Annotated in this window: 23 protein-coding genes; 7 read left to right on the top strand and 16 right to left on the bottom strand. The window is 72.9% G+C overall.

The window, feature by feature from the left end:
- Positions 1-200: 200 nt before the first annotated feature.
- Both ACTMTJ_RS05435 and ACTMTJ_RS05430 read right to left on the bottom strand, forming a co-directional pair.
- Positions 201-971, bottom strand: a complete 771-nt coding sequence (locus ACTMTJ_RS05435; RefSeq protein WP_441214944.1) for a putative protein N(5)-glutamine methyltransferase — start codon at positions 969-971, stop codon at positions 201-203.
- Positions 972-1,032: 61 nt separating this feature from the next.
- Positions 1,033-2,217, bottom strand: a complete 1,185-nt coding sequence (locus ACTMTJ_RS05430; RefSeq protein WP_441214943.1) for a phosphotransferase — start codon at positions 2,215-2,217, stop codon at positions 1,033-1,035.
- 581 nt (positions 2,218-2,798) lie between these two features.
- Between ACTMTJ_RS05430 and ACTMTJ_RS05425 the strand changes: the two genes are divergently transcribed.
- Entirely contained in the window at positions 2,799-5,471 is a 2,673-nt protein-coding gene (locus ACTMTJ_RS05425; protein ID WP_441214942.1) for a tetratricopeptide repeat protein, read from the top strand.
- Positions 5,472-5,475: 4 nt separating this feature from the next.
- Here the strand turns inward: ACTMTJ_RS05425 and ACTMTJ_RS05420 are convergent, their stop codons facing one another.
- From ACTMTJ_RS05420 to ACTMTJ_RS05410, 3 genes are read right to left on the bottom strand one after another with little or no spacing between them, the layout of a single operon-like run.
- On the bottom strand, positions 5,476-6,045 hold the full coding sequence (locus ACTMTJ_RS05420; protein ID WP_441214941.1) for a sigma-70 family RNA polymerase sigma factor: 570 nt from the start codon (positions 6,043-6,045) through the stop codon (positions 5,476-5,478).
- A gap of 2 nt (positions 6,046-6,047) precedes the next feature.
- Positions 6,048-6,989, bottom strand: a complete 942-nt coding sequence (locus tag ACTMTJ_RS05415) for a zf-HC2 domain-containing protein (RefSeq protein WP_441214960.1) — start codon at positions 6,987-6,989, stop codon at positions 6,048-6,050.
- A gap of 30 nt (positions 6,990-7,019) precedes the next feature.
- A complete protein-coding gene (locus tag ACTMTJ_RS05410; RefSeq protein WP_441214940.1) occupies positions 7,020-7,658 on the bottom strand; it encodes a GvpL/GvpF family gas vesicle protein in 639 nt (212 codons plus the stop codon).
- Between the two features lie 95 nt (positions 7,659-7,753).
- Between ACTMTJ_RS05410 and ACTMTJ_RS05405 the strand changes: the two genes are divergently transcribed.
- From ACTMTJ_RS05405 to ACTMTJ_RS05395, 3 genes are read left to right on the top strand one after another with little or no spacing between them, the layout of a single operon-like run.
- Entirely contained in the window at positions 7,754-8,083 is a 330-nt protein-coding gene (locus ACTMTJ_RS05405; RefSeq protein ID WP_441214939.1) for an ArsR/SmtB family transcription factor, read from the top strand.
- A complete protein-coding gene (locus ACTMTJ_RS05400) occupies positions 8,080-8,580 on the top strand; it encodes an SRPBCC family protein (protein WP_441214938.1) in 501 nt (166 codons plus the stop codon). Before ACTMTJ_RS05405 ends, ACTMTJ_RS05400 begins: the two co-directional genes overlap by 4 nt.
- Positions 8,564-8,971, top strand: coding sequence for a VOC family protein (locus ACTMTJ_RS05395; protein ID WP_441214937.1), 408 nt, complete (start codon positions 8,564-8,566; stop codon positions 8,969-8,971). The genes ACTMTJ_RS05400 and ACTMTJ_RS05395 overlap by 17 nt, the downstream gene beginning before the upstream one ends.
- 221 nt (positions 8,972-9,192) lie before the next feature.
- On the opposite strand, the gene ACTMTJ_RS05390 is transcribed toward ACTMTJ_RS05395, so the two are convergent.
- The 7 genes from ACTMTJ_RS05390 to ACTMTJ_RS05360 all read right to left on the bottom strand — a co-directional run bounded on the left by ACTMTJ_RS05390 (position 9,193) and on the right by ACTMTJ_RS05360 (position 19,137).
- A complete protein-coding gene (locus ACTMTJ_RS05390) occupies positions 9,193-11,190 on the bottom strand; it encodes an alpha/beta fold hydrolase (RefSeq protein ID WP_441214936.1) in 1,998 nt (665 codons plus the stop codon).
- Between the two features lie 631 nt (positions 11,191-11,821).
- The gene (locus ACTMTJ_RS05385; protein ID WP_441214935.1) at positions 11,822-12,721 is read right to left on the bottom strand and encodes a carbohydrate ABC transporter permease; all 900 of its coding nucleotides are present in this window, start codon (positions 12,719-12,721) and stop codon (positions 11,822-11,824) included.
- A gap of 1 nt (position 12,722) precedes the next feature.
- On the bottom strand, positions 12,723-13,649 hold the full coding sequence (locus tag ACTMTJ_RS05380; RefSeq protein WP_441214934.1) for a carbohydrate ABC transporter permease: 927 nt from the start codon (positions 13,647-13,649) through the stop codon (positions 12,723-12,725).
- Entirely contained in the window at positions 13,646-14,974 is a 1,329-nt protein-coding gene (locus ACTMTJ_RS05375; RefSeq protein WP_441214933.1) for an extracellular solute-binding protein, read from the bottom strand. Before ACTMTJ_RS05375 ends, ACTMTJ_RS05380 begins: the two co-directional genes overlap by 4 nt.
- Positions 14,975-15,172: 198 nt before the next feature.
- On the bottom strand, positions 15,173-15,976 hold the full coding sequence (locus ACTMTJ_RS05370; RefSeq protein ID WP_441214932.1) for a siderophore-interacting protein: 804 nt from the start codon (positions 15,974-15,976) through the stop codon (positions 15,173-15,175).
- Between the two features lie 9 nt (positions 15,977-15,985).
- Entirely contained in the window at positions 15,986-16,873 is an 888-nt protein-coding gene (locus ACTMTJ_RS05365) for an LLM class flavin-dependent oxidoreductase (protein ID WP_441214931.1), read from the bottom strand.
- A complete protein-coding gene (locus tag ACTMTJ_RS05360) occupies positions 16,870-19,137 on the bottom strand; it encodes an LLM class flavin-dependent oxidoreductase (protein ID WP_441214930.1) in 2,268 nt (755 codons plus the stop codon). The genes ACTMTJ_RS05365 and ACTMTJ_RS05360 overlap by 4 nt, the downstream gene beginning before the upstream one ends.
- A gap of 97 nt (positions 19,138-19,234) precedes the next feature.
- Between ACTMTJ_RS05360 and ACTMTJ_RS05355 the strand changes: the two genes are divergently transcribed.
- Complete coding sequence (locus tag ACTMTJ_RS05355) at positions 19,235-19,753, top strand: MarR family winged helix-turn-helix transcriptional regulator (protein ID WP_441214929.1); 519 nt, start codon at positions 19,235-19,237, stop codon at positions 19,751-19,753.
- On the opposite strand, the gene ACTMTJ_RS05350 is transcribed toward ACTMTJ_RS05355, so the two are convergent.
- The 4 genes from ACTMTJ_RS05350 to ACTMTJ_RS05335 are packed head-to-tail and all read right to left on the bottom strand — an operon-like array spanning position 19,718 to position 24,192.
- Positions 19,718-20,329, bottom strand: coding sequence for a cellulose binding domain-containing protein (locus tag ACTMTJ_RS05350; protein WP_441214928.1), 612 nt, complete (start codon positions 20,327-20,329; stop codon positions 19,718-19,720). The genes ACTMTJ_RS05355 and ACTMTJ_RS05350 overlap by 36 nt on opposite strands.
- 54 nt (positions 20,330-20,383) lie before the next feature.
- Complete coding sequence (locus ACTMTJ_RS05345; RefSeq protein ID WP_441214927.1) at positions 20,384-21,727, bottom strand: FAD-binding oxidoreductase; 1,344 nt, start codon at positions 21,725-21,727, stop codon at positions 20,384-20,386.
- A gap of 55 nt (positions 21,728-21,782) precedes the next feature.
- Complete coding sequence (locus ACTMTJ_RS05340; protein WP_441214926.1) at positions 21,783-22,943, bottom strand: LCP family protein; 1,161 nt, start codon at positions 22,941-22,943, stop codon at positions 21,783-21,785.
- Between the two features lie 10 nt (positions 22,944-22,953).
- On the bottom strand, positions 22,954-24,192 hold the full coding sequence (locus ACTMTJ_RS05335) for a PP2C family protein-serine/threonine phosphatase (RefSeq protein ID WP_441214925.1): 1,239 nt from the start codon (positions 24,190-24,192) through the stop codon (positions 22,954-22,956).
- A gap of 148 nt (positions 24,193-24,340) precedes the next feature.
- On the opposite strand from ACTMTJ_RS05335, the gene ACTMTJ_RS05330 reads away from it, so the two are divergent.
- Entirely contained in the window at positions 24,341-24,772 is a 432-nt protein-coding gene (locus tag ACTMTJ_RS05330; protein ID WP_441214924.1) for an ATP-binding protein, read from the top strand.
- Between the two features lie 29 nt (positions 24,773-24,801).
- Complete coding sequence (locus tag ACTMTJ_RS05325; RefSeq protein ID WP_441214923.1) at positions 24,802-25,248, top strand: SRPBCC family protein; 447 nt, start codon at positions 24,802-24,804, stop codon at positions 25,246-25,248.
- Positions 25,249-25,255: the final 7 nt, after the last annotated feature.

Genomic DNA, 25,255 nt, shown 5'->3' with positions numbered 1-25,255 from the left:
GTACATCGCCCGCGAGCTCTACCAAATCATCACAACAAACGACCCTGACCCCGCCGCTTGACAACCATAGGAGCATCGTCGCGGTAGCTCGAGGCTGCTTTTTGGATCGAGCTTTCGAGACCGCGGCGACCTCGACTCCGAAAGGTCTCCAGAACGCGAAGCTGCGCCGCGGACGCCGTCGTGGTGGTTACTCGTAGCGATCAGGCGCTGTTGCGGCCGACGACCGCGGTGGCGTCCAGGTCCTCGTCCGTCACCACGCGGGGGGTGAGCCCGGCCGCCGCGAAGGCATCCGCCGCCGGGCCCGACTGGCGGAGGCTGGTCTCGATCAGCAGGTGGCCACCGACCGCCAGCCATCCCGGCGCGGCCGCGGCCACCCGGCGGAGGATCGCCAGGCCGTCCGCGCCGCCGTCCAGCGCGACCCTCGGCTCGTGGTCGCGGGCCTCGGGCGGCATCAGCGGGAGCTCGGCGGTGGGCACGTAGGGGACGTTCGCGACCAGCACGTCGACCCGCCCGCGCAGCTCGGCGGGGAGCGGCGCGTCAAGGTCGCCCTGGTAGACCCGCCCGCCCACGGCCGACAGGTTGCGGCGCGCGCACCGTACCGCGGCGGGATCGACGTCCGTCGCGACGAGGGTGACCGGCCGGACGGCCGCGGCCACCGCGGCGGCCACGGCGCCCGAGCCGCAGCACAGGTCGACGACGGTGGGTGGCGACGGCCGGCCGGCCAGCAGCGTCACCGCCTCGCGGACCAGCAGCTCGGTGCGGCGGCGGGGTACGAAGACGCCCGGGTCGACCGCGATCCGCAGCCCGCGGAACTCGGCCCACCCCAGCAGGTGCTCCAGCGGCTCGCCGGCCACCCGCCGCTCGACCAGCGCGGCTAGGGCGGTGGGCGTGTCGGCGGCGCCGGCGAGCAGGCGCGCCTCGTCTTCGGCGAACACGCATCCGGCCGCGCGCAACCGCGCCACGATCGACACGCGACAAGATGCTACGCGGGCCCGCCCGGCCGCCCCACCGCGTTTCCGGCCACCGGCGGCGTCACCGCCGCGCTGCCGTCACGGCCTCCAGGAGGCGCTCCAGGGTGGAGCGGGTGGCCAGGTGGGTGAGCACGTGACCCACGCTCCGGTCGGCGTAGCGACGGTCGTCACCGGCCGGCAGCTCCAGCGCCGTGCCGACCTGGCCGGCGACGTAGTTGGCCAGGCTGGTGATCGTCCCGCGGAAGCTCGACAGGTCGAGCGCGGGCACGCCGCCGGCACGAGCCCGGTAACCGTCGACGAGCGCGCGGGCGCCGGCCGCGTTCACCCCGCCGCCGGGCTCGACCGCCCAGTCGAAGAGGGCGTTGGCGAGCTCCCAGGCCGGCGGCTGCCCGCCGGCGTGCTCCCAGCCGACGACCACGAGGCGGCCGTCGCCGGCGCGGCGGGCGTTGGCCGGGCCGAGCGAGTTGTGGCACAGCACCGGCGCCTCGGCCGGCGGGGCAGTGGCGTCGCGGAGCGCCTCGAGGTCGGTGAGGACCGGTGCGGCCGTGGCCATCGCGGGCGCCCAGCCGGCACCGGCCGCCGCCGCCCGCGCGGCCCACTCGGCCCAGCTCACGCCGGAGAAGCGCTGGACGTGCCACGGGCTGATCCGGTCGACCGGCAGGGCCAGCCCGTGCACGGTGGCGAGCACCTCGCCGACCGCGCGCGTGACGTGGGCACCGGCGGGCGCGGCGAGCGGCGGGCCGGAACGCACCGACGCGTACACCCGCCACGCGTGCCCGGCGACCGACTCGACGATCGCGCCGGCGCGGCTGCGTACCGGCCGGGGGAGCAGTACCCCGGCGGCGGCCGCGGCCTCCTGTAGCGCCGTGTCGGTCTCGGCGTCGACGATCGGCCACCAGGTGTCGAGCCCGCGCAGGGCCCAGCGGCCGCGGTCGGTCTCCAGCGTCCAGCGGCGGCCCATGTCGTCGGGACGGGCGACCGGGCGCATCGGGCCGGTGACCTCACCCAGGTCGTAGCACTCGGCGATCGCGCGGGCCACCGCCGGGTCCGCGTCGGCCGCCTGGCCGCGCACCCGCTCGACCTCGGCCTTGAGGTCGGTCCACGTGCGGAAGCCGTACTGCGAAGCGAGCGACGCCTGCGCGGCGGCCAGCGTGGCGGCGGGGTCGCTGTCGCGCAGGCCGGCGAGGAGGTCTTTGGCCTGCTGGCGCAGGTGGTCGAGATTGGGGTTGTCGGGCAGCGTCTTCACGGAAAAGCACCTCGCTCCTGGGCCCGGACTCGCACGGGCGGCTCAGAGCATCGGCGTCCGTAAGGCGGCATCCGAAGCGCGGGGGTGGCTTCAAGCCTTCCGGCGAGTCGCGGCGCGATCCCCAGCGCGCTGACCCCGAGACTAGCCGCAACCGGCGGTGGGCTGTCAACCCGGCGCCCGGCGCGGCGGCCCGATTATTTCCAGCAGATTACATATCTTTGATCAGATTCATTTTCCATTTCCGGGTACCACGGGAATTGTGATCTAGTTCTATTCTCGACCCGTGCGCAGGTTGGCGGGGAGGCGATAGTGGATCTCGTGATGGCGGGCTTGACGGGCGCGTCCACAGCGGGTGGCACGGCTTTGGTGGCGATACTTTTAGAGGATCTTTATCGGAGGTTGAGCCGCCGCCGGCGGCGGATCAGATCTCGCCACGCGGCGATCGGAGCTCCGAAAGGAGGGCCGCCTATAGCGGCCATCCACGTGGGTCAGGTGCGGGCACTCCAGGTGGGCAATGGCAACACCCAGCACAACATCCTGCACTGAGCCGTCAGCGACACCCGTTTCCGGAGGTCAGAGCGATGGGTGAGGTCGCGGTGCGGCACGGCGACGCACCTCCGCCGGGGCCGTACGCGGTGGCTGTCGGCGCCGCCGGAGCCGCGCAGGTCGGCCACGGCAATGTCCAGCACAACTACATTCAGGGGCGGCGCCCGGTCGCCTGGCCACATCGAGTCGGTGCGGTGCCGCTTCTCGCCGATTGTTATCAGGCGCGCTCCGTTTCATCCCTTCTCACCGCCGCATTCCCGAGCCCGCATTCGACCCCGCGCCAGGTGTTATGCGGTCTGGGCGGAGTGGGAAAGACGCAACTCGCCGCCGCCTTCGCCGAGCAGATGTGGGCCGCCGGGCGGGTCGATCTGCTTTTGTGGATCACGGCGGTCGACCGCGAGGCCGTCGAGGCGGCATACGCGCAAGCCGCCGCCGATCTCACCGGGATCGAAGACGCGCGGGTCGACCGGGCGGTGGCACGGTTTCTCGCCTGGCTGTCCACGAGCGGCCGGCCCTGGCTTGTCGTGCTCGACGACGTGACGTCTCCCGGGCATCTGGCCGACCTGTGGCCGCCGTCGGTGCCGGGCGGCGTCACGGTCGTGACCACCCGCCGGCGCGACGCGGCCCTCGCCGGCCACGGGCGGCTGGTCGACGTCGACGTGTTCAGCCACGACGAGGCACACACCTACCTGATGTCGAAGCTCGGCGACCGGCGCCACCTCGCCGACGACGTGGCGGGCCTCGCCGCCGACCTCGGGCACCTGCCCCTTGCCCTGGCGCAGGCGGCGGCCTACCTCGCCGACCGCGACCTGCCCGCGAGCGGCTACCGGCGGCGGCTCGCCGACGCGCGCCAGCGGCTCAGCGACCTGCTGCCCGAGCCCGACGCGCTCCCCGACGCCCACCGTGCCACGCTGGCCAGCACCTGGCGGCTCTCGATCGGCCTCGCCGACCAGCTGACGCCGCGCGGCCTGGCGTGGCCGTTGCTGGTGCTCGCCTCGATGCTGGATCCCAACGGCATCCCGGAGGCGGTGTTCACCACCGCGGCGGCGCGGCGATACCTGGCGAGGGCCCGCCAAGAGGGCGCCGGCCCCGGTGAGACGGTCTCGGCCGACGAGGCGCGCGAGGGGCTGCGCTGCCTCCACCGCCTCAGCCTCGTCACGATCAACCCGGGGAGTGCCAGCCGTAGCGTGCGGATCCACGCCCTGGTCCAGCGCGCCACCCGCGACCAGCTGGCCGGCCGTGACATCCGCGTGGCCGGCCGGGCCGCCGCGGACGCGCTCCTTGAGGCATGGCCTCCGGTCGACCACGACCGCGGCCTCGGCCAGTCCCTGCGGGCCAACACCGCGATCCTCGCCGCGGAGCGTCCCGACCTCGTCTGGTCCCCGGCCTGCCACCCGGTGCTGCTGCGCGCCGGCCGGAGTCTCGGCGACGCGGGGCAGCTGCCGGCCGCCGTCGCGTACTGGCGGCGGATGGACACCGAGGTGCGCGCCCGGCTGGGCGCCGACCACGCCGACGCGCTGGCGATCCGCCACGACCTCGCGCGGTGGCAGGGCGAGGCCGGCGCGGCGCCCACCGCCGTCCAGGCCCTCGAGCGGCTGCTGGTAGATGTCCGCCGGGTCCGCGGCCCCGACCATCCGGACGCCCTGGCCACCCGTGGCACGCTCGCGTACTGGCGGGGCAAGTCCGGAGACGTGGCCGGCGCGGCGGCGGAGCTGGCGGATCTCGTGGCCGACCGGCGGCGGCTGCTCGGCGCCGACCACCAGCACACGCTCGCCACCCGCTGCTTCCTCGCGTACTGGCGGGGCCGCGCCGGCGAGGCCCCCGCCGCCGTGGCAGACCTGGAGGAGCTGCTCGCCGACCGGCTGCGGGTGTTCGGCCCCGATCACCCCGACGTGCTGTCGACCCGCCACAACCTCGCCTACTGGCGGGGCCAGGCCGGTGACGCCGCCGGTGCGGTGGCCGCGCTGGAAGAGGTGCGTAGCGACGTGGTGCGGGTGCTCGGCCACGACCATCCCGACGCGCTCGCGGCCCGGCACAACCTCGCCCACTGGCGCGGCGGTGCGGGTGACGCCGGCGGTGCGGTGGCCGCGCTCGAGGAGCTGGTCGCCGACCGCCTGCGCGTGGTGGGCGCCGATCATCCGGACGTCCTCGCCGCCCGGCACAATCTGGCCTACTGGCGGGGCCGCGCCGGCGACCCCGCCGCGGCGGCCGCGGCGCTAGAAGCGCTGTGCGGCCATGTCGCGCGGGTTCTCGGCGCCGATCATCCGGACTCCCTCGCGACCCGCCACGACCTCGCACACTGGCGCGGCCGCGCCGGTGACCCCGCCGGCGCCGCGGGTCTGCTGGCGGGGCTCGTCAGCGACCGCCGGCGGGTGCTGGGCCACGACCATCCGGACACCCTGGTGACCCGTCTGTCCCTCGCACACTGGCGCGGCGCGGCGGGCGATCCCGCGGCCGCCGTGCGGGCGCTGGAGGAGGCGCTGCCCGACGCCGCCCGGGTCTTCGGCGCCGACCACCGGCACACGCGGGCGGGCCGGCAGGCGCTCGGCTACTGGCGCGACGGGGTCGGCGACGCGGCGAAGGTCGTGGCCGCGCTCGACGAGCTGCTTTCGGACCGGCTACACGCGCTGGGCACCGACCACCCCGCCGACGGCCTCGCCAACCGGCACAACCTCGCCTACTGGCGGCAGACCTCGCCCGAGGTGTAGCCGGTCAGCGTTCGAGGATGCCCTCCGCGGCGAGGCGCTCGGCGATGTTGGCCAGCGCGAGCCGCAGCCGCGACTTGGCCGTGCCCTCCGGGATGTTGAGCGCGCGGGCGACCTGGCGGTAGGTGTGCCCCCGGTAGTAGGCCAGGTGCACCGCCTGCCGCTGGAGGTCGGGCAGCGCCTGCACGGCCTCACGCACCACCTTCGTCTCGGTGTGCCAGATGACCGCCTCGTCTATGTCCGCGAACGCCGGCGCGGCCGCCGCGGTCGCGCCGGCCACCGCGTGGTATCGCGCCCGCGCCTCCCGCCGCCGGGTCCAGTCGAGCGCGCGGCTGCGGGCGAGCATGCACAGCCAGGTGCGCAGCGCGCCGCGCTCCGGGTCGTACGCCTCCGGTCGTTGCCACAACCCGACGAACACGTCCTGCGTGATGTCTTCCGCCGACGCGGCGTCGTCGGTGATCCGCATCGCGAGCGTGTGGATCAGCCCGGACCACCTGTCGTACACCTCGGCGAGCGCATCGCCGTCACCGGCGACGAGCCGCTCCCGCAGCCGCGCGTCGCTCTCGTCCGGTGGCACGCTCAGTCACATCCCAGCGTCGCGGCGACGTGGAGCACGCGCGTCGACACCGCCGGGCTGCCGGTGGCGGAGTGGGTGAGCGAGTGCGCGCCGCGCCGGTTGGCGACGAGGCGGGTGAACTCGACCGCGTCCGCGTAGATGGTCGTATCGTCGCCCGGTCCACAGGGGAGTGTCCACTCACCACCGCCGGTGCCCTCGAGGACGAGCCGCACGGTGCCCACCTCGGCGCCGCTGAGCGCGCCGGGCAGGAGCGCGGCGGCCAGGTCGACGATGCGGCGCACCTGCTCCGGCGGTGGCGTGGTGGTGCCGCGGCCCACCACGGCGCCGATGTCGTCGAGGTGGGTCCACGTCTCGAAGGCCCGCTGCACCAACGCCTCGCGCAGCGGCCGCAGCGGCGGCGGGCCGGTGTGCGCGAGCCGCACCCGCTGCTCGAGGCCGTCGTCGCGGCGGGCCAGGCCCTCGACGATCACGCGGCTCTGCTCGCGCCAGGCGGCGTGCACCTCCTCGGCCGGCCCGTCGGGCAGCGGCACCACGGCGAGGCCGAGGTCGGCGGCGAGCATCGCGTCGTTGCCCGCCAGATGGGCCACGACCCCGCCGACGGTCTCGTGGCGCGGGTCGGGACGCGCCCAGTCGTCGGCCCGCACCGCGCCGAGCAGCCGGTCGAGAAGGTCGGCCTGCCCCGCGTACGCCCCCACGAGCGTGCGCATCAGCGCGGCCGGGCGGGCCGCCTGCGCGGTGGCCAGGACGCGGTGGCGCAGGGCGGGCGGCGCCGGCATCACCCGGTCGGCGGCCAGCCAGCCCGCGGCCGCGCGCAGCCGGCGAGCCTCCGCGGCACAGGTCGCGCACCCGCTCAGATGCGCGTCGACCCCGGCCGCCTCATCCGGGTCACAGGCGTCCAGAGCCCACGCACCGATCAGGTCGAGCACCTCGTCATGTACATCCATCGCGGTCACCGCCCTCGACGGTACCGCCCGTCAGCCGGACCGGTCGAGCAGTGGATCGCTCGCGCTGGCCAGACCCGCGAGTTCGCCGATCGGCTCGACGAACGCGTACGGCGGGACGGGGCCGGCGGCGCGGATGTGGCCGCGGCCCGCCTGCGCGCGGTCGAGCGTCGCCACCCGGAAGAGAAACGTGTCCACTGTGTCCTCTTCGACCAAGAAAGAACAGCGGCCATCCTCGACCCGGAACCGCCCGCCCAACGTGCGCACGGCGAGTGGCCGCAGCGCCTCGAACACGCCACCGGCCCCGGCCACCGGGTGGACCCCCACATCTATCTCCACCCGGCCGGCCACCTGGGCGAGTGCCTCCAAGTGGCGCAGGGCCAACCGCCGCAGTCCGGCGCGGAGCGTCTCCTCGTCCGGCGCGACGATCCCGTACCGTGCCGGCAGCACCGGCCCGCCCTGCCAGAGGCAGTCGAGCACGAGCTGGTGCGCGAGCAGGTCGCGCGGCCGGGCCCGGAGCCAGCCGGGCGCGGCGGCGACCACGCCGGACGTAGCTCCCGCGGGCACCCGCCACACGGCGGCGTCGGGCCCGCCAAGGCCGACCAGGTCGGCCGCGTGACCGGGGTGGTCTGCCGATACCACCCCGAAGACGTACACGGCTGCGCCGTTCACGCGATCAGTACGCGCGCCGGCGTACCCCGGATCACTTGACATCGCGACGAGGTGGCGGTAGAAAACCAGAAGGTTATGAAACCAAGAGGTTATCAATGGCGACTGATCTGCTGGACGCGACGTTCGCGGCCCTGGCCGACCCGACCCGGCGGGCGATCCTGACCCGGCTCGCGGCGGGCGAGGCGACGGTCACCGAGCTGGCCGCGCCGTTCCACATGAGCCAGCCGGCGATCTCCAAGCACCTCAAGGTGCTGGAGCGGGCCGGTCTTGTCTCCCGCGGGCGCGACGCGCAGCGCCGCCCGTGCCGGCTGGAGGCGCGCCCGCTCAAGGCGGCGGTCGACTGGCTGGAGGCCTACCGCGACTACTGGGAGGAGAGCTACCAGCGGCTCGACGCGCTGCTGGCCGAGCTGGGGGAGGACGGATGAGCGGGAGTCCGACCGTCGTCGTATCCACCCCGTCCGACCGGGCGATCGTGATGACCCGCTCGTTCGACGCGCCGCCGCGGCTCGTCTTCGCCGCGTTCACCCGGCCGGAGCTGCTCACCCGGTGGTACGGCGCGCGCGGCTGGCATCTCGTCTCCTGCGACGTCGACCTGCGCGTGGGCGGCGCCTACCGGTTCGTCTCGGCGGGGCCGGGCGGCGAGCGGATGGCGCAGGCCGGCGTCTACCGGGCGGTCGAGCCGCACGCCCGGCTGGTGCTCACCGAGATGTTCGACGACCAGTCGTATCCCGGCGAGACCGTGATAACCCACGAGTTCGCGGAGCGGTCCGGTCGCACCGAGCTGACCACCACCTTGCTGTACGCGACGGCGGAGGGGCGCGACCGCGTGCTCCGCTATCCCATGACCCGCGGCGTCGGAGAGAGCTTCGACCGCCTCGATGTGCTACTCACGGAGGAAATGAGCGATGAACTGGACTCTTGAGGTCGTCGTCGTGCCGGTGTCCGATGTGGACCGGTCGAAGGCGTTCTACGCCGACAAGCTCGGTTTCCACGTCGACCACGACACGGTCATCGGCGACGACGTACGCATCGTGCAGCTGACCCCGCCCGGCTCCGGCTGCTCGGTCGTCATCGGCAAGGGCGCGGTGCCCGACATGCCGCCCGGCTCGCTGAAGGGCCTCCAGCTCGTCGTCGCCGACCTGCACAAGGCCCGTGCCCAGCTCGTCGAGCGGGGTGTCGAGGTGAGCGAGATCCAGGTGGTGGGCGAAAACCCGCGGCCCCAACCCGATCCGCTCGACAACGTCGGCTTCGTCTTCTTCAGCGACCCGGACGGCAACGCCTGGGGAGTGCAGCAGATGTCCGTGCGGGCCTGACCCGGGTAAGCCCTCCTCAATACTCATTTACGAGTATTAGAGGAGGGCTTACGGCGTCCCTGAGTGTTTGCGGGTTATCTCAGGTTGACCCATATCTTACGCGTACATTCGCTTATTGTTTGCGACGCGGCCGCCGGTCGAAATTTGTTCTCGACATTATTGCGGGAATTTCTGCCGGTAAGGGTCCCTAACCATTTCCGTTGGTGGATCGCCCCGCCCGCTCACGCCCGTAGCGTCGCGGTCGGCGCGGCGCCGGGAAGCCGGTCCGGCACCCGGGCCGCCTTCGGGATGGCCAGCAGGAGCAGGGCGAGGTTGGCGACCGCGGCGGCCCCGGCGATCGTCGTCAGCAGCGCGAGCAGGTCGGCCGCCGCGGCGAACCCGAGCGCCGCGCCGAGCAGCGAGCCGGCGAGCGCCACCGCGAAGCCAAGCCGTCGCGGGCGGTCGCGGCGCACCCAGGCCAGGTAGGTGCCGACGCCGACGGCCAGGCCGACCGAGGGGATCGCCACAAGCGCGTCGCCGACGAACACGCGGGGCCACAGCGCCCAGATGCCGAGGACCGCCAGGCACCAGCCGCCGAAGCCGAGTGGCAGCGGGGTGAGGAACCGGAGCCAGACGCCGGCCCGGGGCCCGAAGCCGCCGCGGCCGCGTACCCGCAGCGCCATCCCGGCGAGCAGCAGCAGGGCGAGCAGCGCGCCGGCCAGGACGGCGCCGAGCAGGATCCGGGCGATCGCCGGCATCGTGACGGCACCCACCTCGAAGTCGACCGGCCGCCGCTGGAACAGGGAGTCGTCCACCTCGCCCCGGTCGAAGAACGCGGTCAGTAGCCGCTGGCTCGCCTCGGTCCGGGCCCAGACGTCGCCGGTGTGGCCGAGCTCGGCGAGCGTGACGTGGCGCCCGTTGGACAGCGACGGGAGCAGCTCGTCGGCCAGCTCCGCCGGCGTGGTGAAGTCGACCGTGCCGCTGACCAGGAGGGTCTCGACCGCCGAGGGCCGCACGGTCTGGTACTCGCCGGTGTCCGGCGCCGCGGGCCACACGGTGTGGAAGCCGTCCGGTCCGCCCCACAGCAGGTCGGCGGCGGTGTTGCGCAGGATCGAGCCGTGGTCGCCGCCGGCGGCGTAGTAGCGCCGGGCGGCATCGGCGTCGATCATGCCGAACGAGGCGAACTCGCCCCATACGAACGAACCCGGTATGACGAGATCGGCCAATGTGGACATCGCCCACAGGCCGGCGGCGTCACCGCCGTCGGCGGCGAGGAACGCGTCCACGATGGCCGGTCCGTAGAGCGGCGCGGAGGCGCCGGTGCTGTGGAACATGCCGTACATCCCGGCGATCCGGACGTTGCCCTCCTTGACCACCAGCGGACCCCACCGGCCGGGCACGCCGTCGGCGGTCTTCCGGATCGTGGCGGCCAGGTCGCCGGTCCGGGCCGCGCACCCGGCGTCCTGCCGGCACAGCTCGGTGTACCGGCCGAACTGCCGATCGGTGATCTCCGGATCCCAGAGGAAGTGGCCCGGCGGGTTCACCCCGATCATCGCCGAGCGGTGCAGCGACGCGGGATGCCGCCAGGAGTAGATCATCGCGGTGCGGGTGCCGGCGCTCGTGCTGAGCAGGTTGATCCTCCGGTAGCCGAGCGCGACGCGGGCCGCCTCCAGGTCGTCGACCCGCTGCGGGATCGAGTAGCCGGTCACGTCGATCCCGTCGCCGGTCAACCGCGTGGCGCACGCGGCGAACGCGTCGACACCCGCCCGCCGCGCGCCCGTACCGCCCAGGTCGGCCGTGCGGCGCAACGCCGAGGCCACCTCCGGGCAGTCCAGCCGCCGCGACCCGTCGACGCCCCGGTAGCCGACCAGTACCACGTCGTGGCCCGCGGTCAGCCGGCTCGCCTGCGGAAACTCCAGGTTGGTCGCGCCCGGCCCGCCGTTGAGCCGGAAGATCGGCTCGCCCGCGGCACCGCCGCCGGTGGCCCGGATCCGCACCACCGGCAGCGCGATCAGGTCCGAAGCCGGGTCGCGCCGGTTTTCCAGCACCACGAGCGTGCCGCAGTCGGCGGCGAGCCCACCGGCCTCGGTGTCGTACGTGCACGGCTCCGCCGTCCACCCGCCGGCCCGCGCCCCGGCCGGCACCTCGAATGTCCCCTCAGGACGGACGGCCAGAAACCCGAGCGCGAGCGCCAGCCCGCCAGCGATCACGAACCCGACGACGCGATAGACGGTGGTCATGACGCGAAGGCTAGGAACCGCGCCGCCCCGGCACGTCGCTCCCACGGGGTCAGCCCCCGTACCCCCGCGGGGGTACCGCTGTTCTCGGGCGGCCGAGGTCGAGTCGGGGTTTCCTCGGACCGGGTCTCCCGGACTCGCGTCAGCGGCGGACCGTCGCTCCCGCCGGAGACCGCTGCGGCCGGCGGCTCGCAGCGCTCGCCGAGATCCCCGGCCTCCGCTGCCAGGTCCGCGCCACAAGCCCCGAGGGGTCTTCGCGAGCAGGCACAACCCCCACCTCCGCCACCCTGACGCAGCGTAACCAGCCCCGGGGGTCAGGACTTGAGATCTAGGAGTCTCTCGATCGGGTGAACGCCTTTGTCGGGGACGGCGCCGCGGCGATTGCCTTGATCGGCGGGAGATCGGTCGCCGCGCGAACGGATCGTGGTACTTTCCTGCCGCTGGAGGGGCTGTTCGATACCACGATCTGTTAACGGGCGGGCGAGTCGGATATCGATCAAGGGATGCCACGATCTTTTCGGGCGCAGTACCGGGGTGAGCGCCACCAACGGCGGACGGGTGCGGCCGCGGGAGCGACGGTCTGGACCACGGCGGACGCCGCGGTAGCTCAAATCTCTATCTGGAATCCGGGTCGTCAGCGGCCGAAGCCGACCGTCAGTCCACTGAGGAGTTGGCGGCGGCCCAGGGCGTAGAGGACGACGATCGGGAGGGTGGCCAGGACCACGGAGGCGAGGACGGCGGGGACGTTCACGCCGTACTCGCCCTGGAAGGTCCAGAGGGCCAGCGGCAGCGTGCGCTGGTCCGGGCTCTGGGTGAGGATCAGCGGCAGCAGGAAGCCGTTCCAGATGGACAGTCCGTTGTAGATGGAGACGGTGACCAGCGCGGGCCTGGTCAGCGGGAAGGCGAGCGACCACAGCGTGCGCCACTCGGTGGCGCCGTCCATGCGCATCGACTCGAAGAGCTCCTTGGGTACGTCGCGGATGAAGTTGGCCAGGACCAGCACCGACAAGGGCACGGCGAACGCGATGGACGGCAGGATGATGGCGAGCAGGCTGTCGTACATGTGCAGCCGGATGATGATGAGGTAGACCGGGATGATGGTGGCTTGCAGCGGGATGGCCAGCCCCATCAGGAAGAGCACGTTGACCGAGCGGAGAAAGCGGTTGGCGGCGGAGCCGCGGACGATGGCGTACGCGGCCATGAACGAGACGAGCACGGCGGGCACCACCGAGCCGAGCGTGACCACGACGCTGTTGAAGAAGTAGCGGGCGAAGTCCGACTCGATGACCGAGCGGTAGTTTTCCAGCGTGGGGTCGGTCGGTGGGGCCAGCGGGTTCTGGGCGTAGTAGGTGGTGCGCGACTTGAGGCTGGTGATGACGATCCAGTAGATCGGCACCACCACGACGACGAGCCAGAACCAGCCGGCGGCACCGCCCAGCCAGTTGCGGCGCCAGGCGCCGCCGGCGCGGGTCGGTGGCTGCTCGGGCGGCGCGTCGACGCCCGCGCCGCGCTCGGTCGACAGTGTCGTCGACATGTCACATACCTTCCATCTGGCTGGTGCTGGCGTCGCGGCCGCCGAGCCGGCGCAGCAGCAGCGCCAGCGCGAGGCCGACGAGCACGAGGATCACCGCGATCGCGCTGGCCGGGCCCATGAGGTTGGCCTGGAAACCCCGTTTGTACATGTCGAGGGCGAGCACGCGGGTGGCGTCGCCGGGGCCGCCCTCGGTGAGCACGAAGATGAGGTCGAAGAAGGTCAGCGACCCGACGACCATCAGCGTCGACGAGGTGATGATCGTGTACTTGAGCTGGGGGAGTGTGATGCTGAAGAACTGCCGCAGGCGGCCGGCCCCGTCGATCTGCGCCGCCTCGTAGAGGGTGACCGGGATCTGCCGCACGCCGCCCTGGTAGATCAGCGCGTGAAACGGGATGAACTGCCACGACACCACGAACACCACGACGCCGAGCGCGAGGTTGCCGCGGCCCAGCCAGTCTTGCGCGAGGAGCGGGACGCCGAGCCCGGCGCCGAGGCCGAAGTTGGGGTCGAGCAGCGCCTTGTATGTGATGGCGAGCGCCGCCGAGCTGAGCAGCAGCGGGATGAAGTAGAGCACGGCGAGGAGCTCGCGGTAGCGCTGGCGACCGGCGAGGAACACGCCGATCAGCAGGCTCGCCGGCGTCTGGAACGCCCAGGAGAGCGCCATCACCAGGAACGTCACCCAGAGCGCGTGCGGCAGCCCCGGATCGGTGAGCACCGCGCGCCAGCTGTCGAAGCCGGCGGGGTGGATCGCGCCGATGCCGTCCCACTCGGTGAAGCTGAGCACCAGCACGCCGACCAGCGGGACGATGCCGAACGCGACGAAGATGGCCAGCGCCGGCAGCGCCATCCACCAGAGTGACCCGCCACGCCCGCCGGCCGGGCTTGGTGCCGCCCGCACCCGGACGGCAGGCGGAGCGAGTCCGGTCATTTGCCGATGGCCTGGTTCATGTTGTCGACGTACTGCTGCGGGGAGATCGACAGCTGGAAGAGCTTGGCGATGTTGTCGAGCAGCGTCTCCGCGGCGGTCGGGCTCAGCGCCTGGTCCCAGGACTGCCCGAAGACCTTCGCGTTGCTCGCCGTGTCGTAGATGAACTTGAGGAACTCGGGGTCCTTCGCACCGGACATCTTGGTTTCTGCGCCCTTGACGATCGGCACGCCACCGGTGTCGAGCCACTCGGTCTGCTCCTCGTCGGAGAGCACCGCCGTGGAGAAGAACTTCTTGGCGGTCTCCTTCTGCTCGGCCGTGGCCTTCGAGGAGATCGACAGGTACTGCGCGGGGTTGCCGACCGTGTTGCTCGGGTCGCCCTTGCCGCCCTCGACCGGCGGGAAGTTCATGTACCCGAGGTTGCCGCCGGAGACGAAGTCGCCACCCTCCTCGGCCATCGAGCCGTACGTCCAGGTGCCGTGCACCATCATCGCGGCCTTGCCGGTGGTGAGCAGCGCCTGGTCGGCGTTGGCGTCGGCGACGACGGAGGAGAAGCCCTTGATGAACCCGTTGGCCTTGACCAGCTCCTGCACCTTCGTGAGCGCGTCCAGGGCGGCCGGGTGGGACCAGGCGTCCTTCTGGCCGTCGAAGACCGCCTGGAACACCTCGGGGCCGCCGATGCGGTCGAAGAGGAACTCCAGCCACATCATGTTGGTCCACCGGGACTGCCCGGCGAGCGAGAACGGCGCGATCCCCGCGGCGTTGAACTTGGGCACGAGGGCCATGATGTCGCCCCACGACTGCGGCGGCTCGGCTTTGATCTTGTCGAACGCCCGCTTGTCGTAGAACAGCACGATCGGCTCGACCGTCTCGCACGGCATGGCGTAGATCTTGCCGTTGACCGTCGCGGCGCCGAAAGAGGAGGGGAACAGCCGGTCCTTCACCGCCGCGTTCTGGCCGAACCAGTCGGTCAGGTCGTCGACCGCGCCGGCCTCCACCCAGCTCTTCAGGCCGCCGCCGCCCCAGCCCCAGATGATGGTCGGCGCCTGGCCGGCGCCGATCGCGGTGCGGATCTTCGTCTTGTACGCGTCGTTTTCGAACGCGTTGTGCTTGATCTGGGAGTCGGGGTTCGCCTTGTTGAAGCGCTCGACGGCGCGGGTGCGGATCTGCTCGCCGGGCGCGGCCGTGAGGAACCAGTAGCTGGCCTCGCCGCCGCCACTCCCGCTCGTACCCGGTCCCGAGCTGCCGCACGCGGCTAGCGCCATCCCCGCGCCGGCGCCCGCCGCCAGGTTGAGGAAGTGCCGCCGGGACATCGAACTGTTTGCCACGCTTACCTCCGTGGTCGTCGCGCGGATGCCCGCGGGAAATCGATACCTCTGAGGTGTGCGGACCGGCGCGCGACGAATGCACGAGCGGTCGGCCGCACGTCTTCCGGAGCGGCTATCGGAAACTTTGCGTTAAATATCTAGGTCAACGTATGTACCCGAAGAGGGCATGTCAACCACCGGTACGGCAACGGATGCGCGTCAGTCTATGCGCCCGATCGGCTCGCGCTTCTCCGCCTGGAAGACGTCTTCGGTGCGGCCCCGGGCCCAGTAGCCGGAGATCGAGATCGATTCGCGCGGTACGTCCCGGTCGCGCAGCACGGCGCGCATGGCCTTGACGCTCTCGCGCTCGCCGTGGACGAAGACCTGCGCCCCGCCGGCCCAGTCGGCGCCGTCGAGCGCGCGGGCCAGGAAGGCGACGTCGCCCTCGTCGGTGTTGACGAGCCAGTGGACCGCGACCTGGTCGGGGTGCTTCAGCTCCAGGGCGTCGCCCGGGTCGGCGACCTCGAGGTACGCCACGCCGCGGGCGTCCGCCGGCAGCGCCTCCAGGGCCGCCGCGATGGCCGGCACCGCGGACAGGTCGCCGGCAAACAGGTGCCAGGCGGCGGCCGGGTCGGGCGCGTACCCGCCGCCGGGGCCGGACAGCACGAGGCGGTCGCCGGGCCCGGCCTGGGCGGCCCAGACCGCCGCCACGCCGGTGTCGCCGTGCGTCACGAAGTCGATCGCGAGCCGGCGGGCGGCCCGGTCGACCCAGCGCACGGTGTAGGTGCGCACGACCGGCGCGTGCCCGGCGGCCCGGAGCGCGGCCACGTCGTAGGGCGGCTCGACGCCGAGCGCGGGGTCGACGAAGAGCAGCTTCACGTACGCGTCGGTGTGCCCGTTGTCGGTGAACCCGGCGAGCGACTCACCCCCGGCGACCACCCGGACCAGGTGGGGTGTCAGCCACTCGGTGCGCTCCACCGTGAGCACGTGCTGGGCCGGTGGCTGCCGCCGGGGTGTCGTCATGCGCCCAATCTATCCGCGCTCGGCCGCGACCAACTCGCGCGTTGCTGGTGCGACCTCCGCGGCGAAGGTCTCGATCGTGTACGCGTCGTCGCTCGCCACGACGAAGCCGGTGACGCCGTACTCCAGGGTGAGCCCGGCCAGGTCTTCGGCCCACTGCTCGGCGGGGCCGTTGAGGAAGCTTTTGCCGGTCGGCGCGAACTGGCCGCCGACGTTCACCAGCCGCCGGATCAGTGCCGGGTCGCGGCCGGCGGCGACCGCGGCGCCGTCGATGTGCTTGTTCATCTCGGCGAGGTCGGCCGGCCCGCCGGACAGGTAGCCGAGCGAGGGCAGCCACCCGTCCGCCGAGCGGCCGATCAGCCGCAGCATCCGCGGCTTGTACGCGCCGACCCAGATCCCGATGTCGTGCGCCGGCTTGGGGCCGCGCTTGGCGCCGTGAACCCGGTAGTACTCGCCGTCGACCTTCACCGGGCCGGGCCGGTCGGGGTCCCAGATCTCGCGGATGATCGCGATCGCCTCGCCGAGAGCGTCCACCGCCTGGCCGGGGGTCAGCCGGCGGCCGCCCATCGCCTCGATCGCGTCCCAGAAGCCGCCCGCGCCGATGCCGAGCTCCACCCGCCCGCCGCTGAGCAGGTCGAGGCTGGCGGCGCTGCGCGCGAGCACGGCCGGCTGCCGCAGCGGCAGGTTGAGGACGTTGCCGGTGATCCGGATCCGGCTGGTGCGGGAGGCCACATAGGACATCAGCGTCCACGTGTCGTGGAAGCGCGGCTGGTACGGGTGGTCCTGGAACGTCACGAGGTCGAGGCCGGCCCGGTCGCTGACGACCGCCAGGTCGACGGCCCGCGTCGGCGGCTGGTTGGTCGGCGTGACGAACGTGCCGAAGAGCAGGTCCTGGCTCATGATGCCTCCCCGTCCCGGAGCGGGCGGATGTTGAAGTTGTCGCGGAAGACGTTGTCGGGGTCGTAGCGCCCCTTCAGCTCCCGGAGGCGGCGCAGCGTCCGGGGCGGGAACGCGTCGGCGAGGCGCTCCGGCCGGGGGTCGGTCTCGAAGCTCAGGTAGAGGCCGTCGAAGTGCTCGCCTAGCCCGTCCCACAGCTTGTCGAGGCGCTGCCGGTCGACGCCCATCGCGATCACCGAGAAGCCGGCGTCGCGGTGCGCGTACGCGGTCGCCTCCGGGTCGACGTCGGCGACCGCGCCGCCGACGGTGCGCAGCTGGAAGAAGTACACGACGCCGCTCCGCAGCAGCCGCTCCGCCGCCGCGGCGAACGCCGGCGTCACCTCGCGGATGAACGCGGACCGGGAGACCGGCTCACCCTGCCCGTGGTGCTCGGCGTCGGGGGCCATGCCCATCACCGCGGCGTAGGGCGCGATCACCACCTGCTGCTGGAACATGGGAGCCATCCGCGCGAACGGCTGGAGCTGGTCGAGCACGGTGTCGGGATCGGCGGAGTCGACCACACCGTACAGCTGGCCGGTGGCCGGCTGGCCGCGCCGCGGCGGGCCCACCACCAGGAACGCGGTCGTGTCGCGCGGTGCGGTGGAGGCCGCCTCGCCGAAGCTGCGCAGGAAGCCCGCGATGTCGGCGGCGACGAAGCCGAGCTGGGCGAAGCCGACGTCGCCTACCTCGTCGACCTCGAACTCGAACGCGGTGACGATGCCGAAGTTGGCGCCGGCGCCACGGACGGCCCAGAACAGGTCGGGGTTTTCCGGGTCGCTGGCCCGGACGACCGAGCCGTCGGCGAGCACCATCTCGACCGCGCGCAGATGGTCGATGGTCAGGCCGTGCTTGCGGCCGAGGAAGCCGATGCCGCCGGCCGTGGCGAGGCCGCCCACGCCGACGCCGCCGTAGTCGCCGGAGCTGAGCGCCCACCCGTACGGCTCCAGGGCGGCGGCCACCCGCTTCCACCGCGCGCCCGGCCCGACCCGCACCCGCCGGGTGGCCTCGTCGAGCACCTCGATCGCGTCGAGGGCGCCGAGGTCGACGACGATGCCGCCGTCGTTGGTGGAGCGGCCGCTGATGCCGTGACCGCCGCTGCGTACGCCCATCGGCAGGTCGGGGTGGCGCCGGGCGTACGCGAGCGCGTCGGCGACCTCGGCGGTGCTCCGCGGGCGCAGCACGATGCCGGGGGCGCCGCCGCGCATGTAGTTGGACCGCACCCGGCCGTAGTCGATGTCGCCCGGCTCGACGGCCGTCTCGGCCAGCGACCGTGGCACGCCGTCGTAGTCGATGCCGGCACGCCGCTTGGCGCGCACCGCGCCGCTCCGGGCCGCGCCGGTGGGAAGGGGCGCCGGCAGCTCCCGGTCGACCGCCTCGCGCAGCGCCGGCGCGACCTCGCGCGCGAAGCGCTCCATGGTGCCGGCGTCGTCGGACATGAGGATGAACGTGCCGACGCCGTCTTCGACCGCGAGCGGGAGCAGGTCGTCGACCCAGGCGTGCGGCGGCCCCTGGAGGAAGGACTCGCGCCGGTCGGTGAACCGGCCGGCGATGTTGACCAGGCGGCGGATCTCCGCCGGGTCGCGGCCCGCCTCGGCCGCCGCCTCGTCGATGATCTTGTTACCGGCGCGGAACTCGCCGGGCTTCAGGTAGCCGAGCGAGGGCAGCCAGCCGTCCGCCTTGCGGCCGATCAGCCGCAGCATCCGCCGCCGGCGGGCGCCCAGCCAGATCGGGATGTGGTGGCGGGGCAGCGGCCCGCGCTCGGCACCGAGGAGGCGGTAGTGCGCGCCGGCGTAGCGCAGCGGGCCGGGCTCGCCGGCGTCGAGGATGCCGCGGACGACGTCGATCGCCTCTTCGAGCGCCTCGACCGCCGCGCCGGGCGCGAGCCGCCGGCCGCCCATCGCCTCGATCGCGTCCCAGAACGCTCCCGCGCCGAGCGCGAGGTCGAGCCGGCCGCCGGAGAGCAGGTCGAGGCTGGCGGCGGCGCGCGCGAGCACGGCCGGCTGCCGCAGCGGCACGTTGAGGACGTTGGCCGCGATGTGGATCCGCTCGGTGCGGCCGGCGACCCACGACATCAGCGTCCAGGTGTCGAGGAAGGCCGGCTGGTAGGGGTGGTCCTGGAACGTCACGAGGTCGTAGCCGAGAGCCTCGCCGCGCTGGGCGAGCGCCACCGCGCCCGCGCCGGTGGGGGTGACGAAGGTGCCGAACTCGAGCGGATGTCCGTAGTTCATCGGTAGGGGCTCCCGCTAGGGCAAATGAGTGGTGACGCAGATCGTATTCGTAACAGATGATAGTGGCAACCGCGTGTTGGCCGGTATGATTCCCGTCATGACGAGCGCGCGACCGGCCTACCACGGCGACTTCGGGTGGCACCTGGGAGTGCTGCTCAGCGCCTACCAGAGCTCGGTCGTCACGGTGCTCGGCGAGGTTCCGCACGGTCCGCGCGGCTACCAGACGCTCGCCGCCGTGGTGCACGGAGACCAGCCGAGCCAGCTCGCGCTCGCCACCCATCTGGGCATCGACCGCACCGTGATGACCTACCTGATCGACGACCTCGTCGCGGCCGGCCTCGTCGAGCGGCGGCTCAACCCCGCCGACCGCCGCCAGCGCAAGATCGTCGCGACCGACGCGGGTGTCGGCCTGTACACCGATCTGGAGCGGCGGGTCCGCGCGGCGGAGGACACCCTGCTGGCCGGGCTGGAGCCGACCGAGCGGCAGGCGCTCCGCCACCTGCTGCGGCGGGTGGCGTGCGACCTTCGCGACATCGAGCCCAGGCCGGACCCGTGCGACGCGGTGGACACGTTGCCGCGGTCAGAGGCAGGGGCTGCCGTTCACCGAGCAGGCTGACGGTTTGACGCCGGAGCCGTCGCGGTCGAGCTGAAACCGCAGTTGGGCCGCCTTGCCGGCGGCGATCGGCGCCCCGCTGGTGAAGGTGAGCAGGTCGCCGGAGCGCTCGAGCGTGGGCCGTGGCGCCCGCTCGACCCAGAACGTGCGCAGGCCACCGACGCTCGACCCGAAGCGCAGCCGGACGGTCCAGCCGCGCGCGGTCTTCGAGGTGTTGGTCACCCGCACCTCACCGATGAACGAGTCCTTGAACGTGTCGACGACCACGAACCGCCCGACCAGCGGCGGTGGCGGCGGCGCCTGGGTGGTCGTCGGCGGCGAGGGTGACGGCGACGGCCGTGGCGTCTGGGCGGTCGCCGCCCCGCCGTTGGGGGGCGGCTCCGGCTCGGCCGGACCGGCGAGGAACGGCGGTGTGGAGGACGGCGGCGGAGCCGCGGGCGTGGCGGCCAGGTCGCCGCCGGACGGGCGGAGGTTGACCACGGCGAAGCCGAGCAGCCCGAGCATGACGAGCACACCGAGCACCGACGGCACCCACGGCAGCAGTTCGAACGCCCCGGGCCGCCCGCGTTCCTCGCTCATCCACATCCCCGCCCCTGTTCCTGACGGTGGGTACGCGGAGAAGCGGCGAAAAGATCAACCGGGCGGGATGTTGTGGTTGATCCGGAACACGTTGTCCGGGTCGTAGACGGCCTTGGCCTTCGCGAGGCGCGTGTAGTCGGCGGGCGTGAAGGCCCGCCTGACCCGCTCCGGGGCGGCGTCGTGGACGCCGGCGAAGTTGAACGTCGAGCCGCCGGTGGCCCACGGGCTCAGCGCCTCGTGCAGCGCGTCGTGCGCGCCGCGTACCGCGTCCTCCTGCCCGGGCCGCAGCAGCGCCGCGGCGAAGAGCGCGTACGCGGCGTCGCGGCCGCCCACCGCGCTCGGGATCGCCGGCGCGCGGGTGTACGCGCCGCCGAGCTGGCGCAGCTCCATGACCAGCGGGGAGCCGGCCTCCGGGCCCACCTGGGACAGGATCGCGTCGACGGCGGCCTCGTCGAGGGTGTGCAGGGAGCTGTTCGAGTCGTACGCCGGCGCCGGCTCGGTGGGGTCGTTGTAGATCGTCCCGACCTGGGCGTAGGGCAGCTCGCCCAGCGTGTCCAGGATCGGCCGCCCGGCGTCGCGCAGGGGCCGCACCAGGCGTTCGCCCTCCTCGGCGGTGCCGGTGTGGGCGAACCGCACGCAGGCGATGTACCGGCCGCGGATCGGCTCGGGGATCTGGGGGAGCGGCGGGAACTGGAGCATCAGCACCGAGGAGGACATCTCCTCCGGCACGGTCGGCGCCCACCGGGCCCAGGCGTGCAGCACGTCCGCCGCCGCCTCGGCCGGGAAGAAGAGGGCGCCGCCGTACAGCCGGGCGACGGGCACCAGCTCGAACTCCAGGCCGACGACCACGCCGAAGTTGCCCTTGCCGCCGCGTACCGCCCAGAACAGCTCCGGCTCGCTGTCGGCCGTGACCTGGCGCAGCCGGCCGTCGGCGGTGACCATGTCGACCCGCCGCACCCGGTCGGCGGCGTAGCCGTACGACCGGCCGAGCGGTCCGACGCCGCCGCCGAGGGTGTAGCCGACCACGCCGACGTTCGGGCTGGAGCCGTTGAGCGGGGCCAGGCCGTGCGGTGCCGTGCGCGGTAGGACCTGCTGCCAGCGCACCCCGCCGCCAACGTGGGCCGTGCGGGCCGCCGGGTCGACGCGGACCTCGTCCATGCGGCGGGTGTTGACCAGCACCTGGCCGTCGGCGGGCAGCGCGGGCCCGTGCCCGGTCGTCAGCACGGCCACCGCCAGGCCGCGCGTCGTGGCGTAGTCGACCGCGGCGATCACGTCGTCCGGGCCGGTCGCGCCCACGACAAGCTCCGGATGGTGGTCGACGGTCAGGTTGAAACCCGCCCGCTCGTCGTCGTATCCGTCGTCTCCCGGCCTGAAGACCGGCCCCGTGAAAGCTGTCACGCCGGCCAGCCTAGGCGGCGCCGGCTTCAAAGACGTGTCAAGAGCTGGGGCTGCGTTACGAACTGGGGGCCAGGAACGCGGGGTTGGCCATCAGGAACTCGGGCAGCGTGCCGTCGCGGACCGCGGCGAACATGCGCATGGTCTCCGGGGTCAGCGTCTCGTAGGCCTGCCCACCGATCGTCTCCGAGGCGAACTTGCCGCCGTTGGTCTTGACGAGGGCGAGGTCGTTGGCGGAGAGGCTACGGAACGTGAACAGGAAGTCCTCGACGGGCACACCCTGGGTGTCCAGGACGAACGCCTTGCCGGCGGCCTCGAGCACCCGGTTGAGCTTGAGGGGGTCGGTCAGCACGCCGGTGCTGGTGGCCTCCTTCGCGATCGCCTTGAGCAGCTGCTGCTGGTGGCGCTGCCGGCCGTAGTCGCCGTCGGGCAGGCTCTTGCGGATGCGGGCGTAGTCGAGCGCCTCGATCGCGTTCATCCGGCGGCAGCCCTTTTCGTAGACCATCGGCTTGGCACCGGGCGGGAGGCCCTGGATGCCGACGCCCTCCTTGTACCAGCCGCGGACCAGCTTGCCGTCCTTCGTCACGCCGATGTGGATCGACTCGGCGCGGGTGTCGACGCACATGTCGACGCCGCCCAGCTCGTCGACCACGGCCTCGAAGCCGGTGAAGTCGATGATCGCCGCGCCGTTGAACGTGATGCCGGTGAGCGAGTTGATCGTCTTGGCGAGCAGGTCGAAGCCGCGGGCGCGCTTTTCCAGCTCGGTGCCAGGACCCTCGTATCCGGCGTCGAACGCGGCGTTGATCTTGGCCGTGCCGCCGGGGTAGCCGCTCTTCGCGTACGGCGGGATCCGCACCCGGGTGTCGCGGGGGATCGAGACGAGGTAGGCCTGGTCGTGGCTCTCCGGGATGTGCAGGATGATGATCGTGTCCGACCGGGCACCCTCCTCGTCGCCGCCCTCACGCTCGTCGAGGCCGACGAGCAGCAGGTTGACCGGGCCCTTGATGTCGTTGCCCTTCGCGGCGGCGGCGGCACCGGCCGCGCCGTCGATGAGCGTCGTCTGGGCGATGTCGCCGGTGACGTGGGAGATCAGCAGGCGGGCGCCGACGACCACCGCGCCGCTCGTCACCATGAGCACCGCGCCGACGATGACGGTCAGCCTGGCCCAGAGCGGGGCTTTTCGCCGTTTATGGGCGCCGGCGACCTTCGGGGTGGACACGCCAGCGAAGCTACGTCCGGTCTCTGGACGTTTCCTGGGAGGCGGCGCGGCGGATGGCGAGCAGGGCGATGTCGTCGCCGGGGCGCTCCTCGGCCAGGCTGGCCATAACGGTGGCGCACACCACCTCCGCCGGGCCGGGCAGGACGGCGGCGCGCAGACGCTCGATGCCCTTGTCGATCACCTCGTCACGGCGCTCGACGAGCCCGTCCGTGTAGCAGACCAGGACCGACCCGGGCGGCAGCGGCACCTCGGTGTACCGGCGCCGGGCGCGGCGGCCGCCGAGGCCGAGCGGCAGGTCGACCGGCACCTCCGCGACCACCGCCGGCTCGCCCGGTGTCGCGAGGATCGGGCGCAGGTGGCCGGCGAGCGAGATCCGGACCGTCTCGTGGTCCGGCGAGACCATCGCGTACAGCACGGTGGCGAGGCTGCCGGCCTCGAAGTGGTGCACCTTGCGGTCGAGCAGGGTGAGCGCCTCGCCCGGGTCGTCGCAGACCAGGCTGTACGCCCGCAGCGCGCTGCGCAGCCGCCCCATCACCACCGCCGAGGCGAGGCCGTGCCCGGAGACGTCGCCGATGACCACGCCGAGCCACCCGTTGGGCAGCGTGAACACGTCGTACCAGTCGCCGCCCACGCCCGCGTCGTGACCCGGCACGTACCGGGCGGCGGTCTCGATGCCGGGCACCTCGACCGGGCGGGTGGGCAGGAGGCTGCGCTGGAGGGCGAGCGCGGCGGTGCGGTCGATGGTGCTCGCCCGCACCTGGGCGGCCGCGCTGGCTCGGTCGGCGGCGAGCTGGAGCAGCCGCACGTCGTCCTGGCTGAACTCGCGCGGCGCGCGGCACCCGACGTGCAGCACGCCGATCACCTCGCCGGCCGCGAACATCGGCACGCCCAGCAGCGACCGGAGCCCCGCCTCGAACAACAGGGGGTTGACGACCTCGCCCGGCTGGAAGTCGATCAGCGCCACCACGCGCTTTTCGGCGGCGACCCGGCCGGCGAAGCCACGCCCGACCGAGACCCGGAAGCCCTCCCGGACCTCCTTCTCCAGCCCCTTGGCCGCCGTCGCGACAAGCTGCTGGGCGTGCGGGTCGAGGAGCAGCAGCGCGGCGGTGTCGGTGCGCAGCACCTCGCGCACCCGGTCGAGCAGCTCGTCCAGCAGGTCGTCGGGGTCGAGCTGGGACAGGGACGTGTCGGTCAGCGCCTCGATCCGGCGCAGCCGCTCGTCGCTGCCACTCCCCAACCCTTCGATCACGGCGTGAAGCGTAGTACGTGGGACGGGTGCGACGCCCGGTCACCACACCGCCGGCCGAACGGACGGGGTTCAGTCGGACAGAGCTGGGTACATTCCTCCACGCAGTGATCGATGTCGCAGGAAGGACAGCCCGGAGGGGGAGGCCACGGTGGTGGGGCGCTCGCCGGATCGCCATCTGGCCCCCACGCGGTCGCTTCTCGCCGTCGCGATCGTCCCGGGGCGGCTCCCGGCCATCCGCATGCTGGTGGAGACCCTCGCGCACGACTGCGGCCTGCCGCCCGAGCAGGCCAGCGACTGGGTCACCGCGGTCAACGAGCTGATGGCGAACGTCGTGCGGCACGGCGGCGGCGCCGGCGAGCTGCGGGTCTGGGCGGACGGCGACCTCTTCTGCGAGGTACGGGACAGCGGTCCCGGTTTCGCCGCCGACCCCTACATCGGGCGCCGCGACCGGCCCGTCCCGTCCGGCGACGGCGGGATGGGGCTGTGGATCGCCGGTCAGATGACCGACGGCATGGAGATCCACAGCGGCCCCTCGGGCACGGTGGTGCGGATCCGTACCCGCATGCGACACAGCGCATAAATCGCCCCCGGCCGGGGAAACGACACCCCATGGCTGTGGTGGAACGGACCGTGGCGGCGACTCCCGACCGGGTCTGGGCCGTCCTGGCCGACGGGTGGTCGTACAGCGACTGGGTGGTGGGCACCGCCCATATCCGCGACGTCGACGCCGGTTGGCCCACCCCCGGAGCCGAGATCCACCACAAGGCCGGTCCCTGGCCGGTCTCGGTACACGACAGCACCAGCGTCATCGCGAGCGACGAGCCGCGCCTGCTGCACCTGCGGCCCAGGATGTGGCCTCTCGGCGAGGCCGAGGTCGTGATCACGCTGACCGAGCTGGACCGGGGACACACCACGGTGCGGCTGGCGGAGGACTTTCGCGCCGGTCCGCTGCGGTGGGCCCGGACGAAGGTGAACGACCTGGTCATGCACCGCCGCAACAGGGAGTCGCTGCGCCGCCTGGCCGACCTGGCCGAGCGGCGCGCCGAAAATCTGTAAGGAGGAA

The organism is Phytohabitans sp. LJ34, from assembly GCF_052068095.1.
GTDB lineage: Bacteria > Actinomycetota > Actinomycetes > Mycobacteriales > Micromonosporaceae > Phytohabitans.
The sequence above is the reverse complement of the archived record's forward strand: the minus strand, read 5'-3'. Positions and strand labels throughout refer to the sequence as shown.

Bases quoted from the DNA above. Each gene is read 5' to 3' on its own strand.
- ACTMTJ_RS05425 (WP_441214942.1), top strand. From the start codon at position 2,799: ATGGGTGAGGTCGCGGTGCGGCACGGCGACGCACCTCCGCCGGGGCCG.
- ACTMTJ_RS05415 (WP_441214960.1), bottom strand. From the start codon at position 6,989: ATGGATGTACATGACGAGGTGCTCGACCTGATCGGTGCGTGGGCTCTG.
- ACTMTJ_RS05405 (WP_441214939.1), top strand. From the start codon at position 7,754: ATGGCGACTGATCTGCTGGACGCGACGTTCGCGGCCCTGGCCGACCCG.
- ACTMTJ_RS05400 (WP_441214938.1), top strand. From the start codon at position 8,080: ATGAGCGGGAGTCCGACCGTCGTCGTATCCACCCCGTCCGACCGGGCG.
- ACTMTJ_RS05395 (WP_441214937.1), top strand. From the start codon at position 8,564: ATGAACTGGACTCTTGAGGTCGTCGTCGTGCCGGTGTCCGATGTGGAC.
- ACTMTJ_RS05390 (WP_441214936.1), bottom strand. From the start codon at position 11,190: ATGACCACCGTCTATCGCGTCGTCGGGTTCGTGATCGCTGGCGGGCTG.
- ACTMTJ_RS05385 (WP_441214935.1), bottom strand. From the start codon at position 12,721: ATGTCGACGACACTGTCGACCGAGCGCGGCGCGGGCGTCGACGCGCCG.
- ACTMTJ_RS05380 (WP_441214934.1), bottom strand. From the start codon at position 13,649: ATGACCGGACTCGCTCCGCCTGCCGTCCGGGTGCGGGCGGCACCAAGC.
- ACTMTJ_RS05370 (WP_441214932.1), bottom strand. From the start codon at position 15,976: ATGACGACACCCCGGCGGCAGCCACCGGCCCAGCACGTGCTCACGGTG.
- ACTMTJ_RS05365 (WP_441214931.1), bottom strand. From the start codon at position 16,873: ATGAGCCAGGACCTGCTCTTCGGCACGTTCGTCACGCCGACCAACCAG.
- ACTMTJ_RS05360 (WP_441214930.1), bottom strand. From the start codon at position 19,137: ATGAACTACGGACATCCGCTCGAGTTCGGCACCTTCGTCACCCCCACC.
- ACTMTJ_RS05355 (WP_441214929.1), top strand. From the start codon at position 19,235: ATGACGAGCGCGCGACCGGCCTACCACGGCGACTTCGGGTGGCACCTG.
- ACTMTJ_RS05350 (WP_441214928.1), bottom strand. From the start codon at position 20,329: ATGAGCGAGGAACGCGGGCGGCCCGGGGCGTTCGAACTGCTGCCGTGG.
- ACTMTJ_RS05325 (WP_441214923.1), top strand. From the start codon at position 24,802: ATGGCTGTGGTGGAACGGACCGTGGCGGCGACTCCCGACCGGGTCTGG.